General features: G+C 71.5%; 1 protein-coding gene and 1 pseudogene. One reads left to right on the top strand and one right to left on the bottom strand.

All coding sequences use genetic code 11. The features are described from left to right. The coding region (locus ABT014_RS34415) for a sensor histidine kinase (RefSeq protein ID WP_350643787.1) at window positions 1-1,511 on the bottom strand (1,511 nt) is incomplete at its 3' end. A gap of 115 nt (window positions 1,512-1,626) precedes the next feature. Here ABT014_RS34415 and ABT014_RS34410 point away from each other — a divergent pair. Next, window positions 1,627-1,862, top strand: a pseudogene (locus tag ABT014_RS34410) (response regulator); the annotation flags it as partial.

Genomic DNA, 1,862 nt, shown 5'->3' with positions numbered 1-1,862 from the left:
GCGCCGTCCCGGTACTCGGGGTCGACGGCGATCGTGCCGCCGTGGAACTCGACGATCTTCTTGCACATCGCCAGGCCGATGCCGCTCCCGGAGTAGGCGTCCTTGGTGTGCAGCCGCTGGAAGATCAGGAACACCTTGTCGGCGAACTCCGGCGCGATGCCGATGCCGTTGTCGGTGACCGAGAACCGCCACAGCGCACCGTCGCGCTCGGCCGTGACGTGGATCCGCGGTTCCTGGCCCGGGCGGCGGAACTTGACCGCGTTGCCGATCAGGTTCTGCCAGAGCATCCCCATCTGGGTGGGGTCGGCGACCAGCGTCGGCAGCGGGTCGTGGCTGATCACGGCTCCGGCCTCCTCGATGCCGACGCTCAGCGTCCCCAGGGTCCGTTCCAGCACCCCGTCCAGGTCGATGTCCTGGTGGGCGTGGTGCAGCCGCCCGACCCGGGAGAAGTCGAGCAGGTCGTTGATCAGGACCTGCATGCGGTTGGCGCCGTCGACCGCGAACTCGATGTACTGGTCGGCCTTCTCGTCCAACTGCCCGCCGTAGCGCCGCTTGAGCAGCTGGGTGAAGCTGGAGACCTTGCGCAGCGGCTCCTGGAGGTCGTGGGAGGCGACGTAGGCGAACTGCTCCAGCTCGGTGTTGGAGCGCTGGAGGTCGGCGGCCTGGGCGTCCAGCCGCAGCCGGGCCTGCTCGGTGAAGGCCAGCTCCCGCACCAGGCGGCGGCGCATGAACTCGACCTCGGCGCCCAGGCGGCGCAGGTCGGCGGGGCCGGTCGGGGTGATGGGGTGCTCGAAGGTGCCGGTGGCGATGGTGCGGGCGTCCGCGCCGAGGCGGTCCAGCGGCCTGGTGATGCCCCGGCGCAGCCCCTCGAAGGCGGCTGCGGTGAGCAGCACGATCAGGGCCGCGATCGCGCCGAAGACCCAGTTCCGCAGGGCGAGGGTGGAGATCAGGTCGTCGCGCGCGTCCTGGCGTTCGGCGCGCAGCCGGTCCTGCTGGCTGTTCAGGGCGTCGCGGATGTCGTCGAAGGCCGCCTTTCCCTCGGCGGCCAGCGCGGTGGCTGCCGGCGCGGGCGAGCCGGGCGGAGTCGCGGCGATCGGCCGGGCGATGTTCTCCTGCCACTTGGTGACCGCCGCGAGGACCTGGTCGAGGTCCTCCAGGGCGGGGGTGTCGGTGCGCAGCAGGTCCCGAAGGCGGGCCGTCTGGGTCTGCTGGTCGGTGAGGCCTTGCTGGTAGGGCTCCAGGAATTCGGTTGCGCCGGTGAGGCTGTAGCCGCGGATCCCGGTCTCCTGGTCGAGCAGCGCCGATTCCAGCCGGATGGAGGCGGTCAGCGCCGGGGAGCGCGCGTCGACCAGGTCGGTGCTGATGTCCTGTGTCCGCTGAAGCACCCACGCCCCGGTCAGCGCAAGCAGGGTGAGGATGGTGAGCGAGACCGCCGCGCCGACGCGCAGCCACCGTCTGGTCGTCCAGGTGGCGAACCACCGCGTGCGTGGCAGTGCCTCGTCGCCGGTCATGTCCGAACCCCTCCGCTGTGACAGGGCGCCCTCAAAACGGCGCAGCCCAACACTGTAGAGGTCGCCCGACAATGAATGTTGTCGCGGGGTCGTCCGTAGGCCTAGGGTGCCGGGTATGCCTGGCAAGAACTTCGTGTTGCGGACCGACCAGCGTGAGACGGCCGCGGTCGCGGACGCCGCCGTCGGCCACCTCGCGCGGCGCCTGGTCCTTCAGCTGCTGGAGGAGTCGTCGCTGCCCGGCGGGGCCGGCCCGGCGCGGGAGCTGTCGCTGCTGCACGTGCTGGACCACCTCCAGCAGGCGACCGAGCGGCTCCAGCGGGAGGCGGCCGTGGCCGCCGCCCGTGCGGGGGC

The organism is Kitasatospora sp. NPDC094015, assembly GCF_040304075.1.
In the GTDB taxonomy this organism is placed as follows: domain Bacteria; phylum Actinomycetota; class Actinomycetes; order Streptomycetales; family Streptomycetaceae; genus Kitasatospora.
This window is presented reverse-complemented; position numbering and strand designations above follow the sequence as displayed.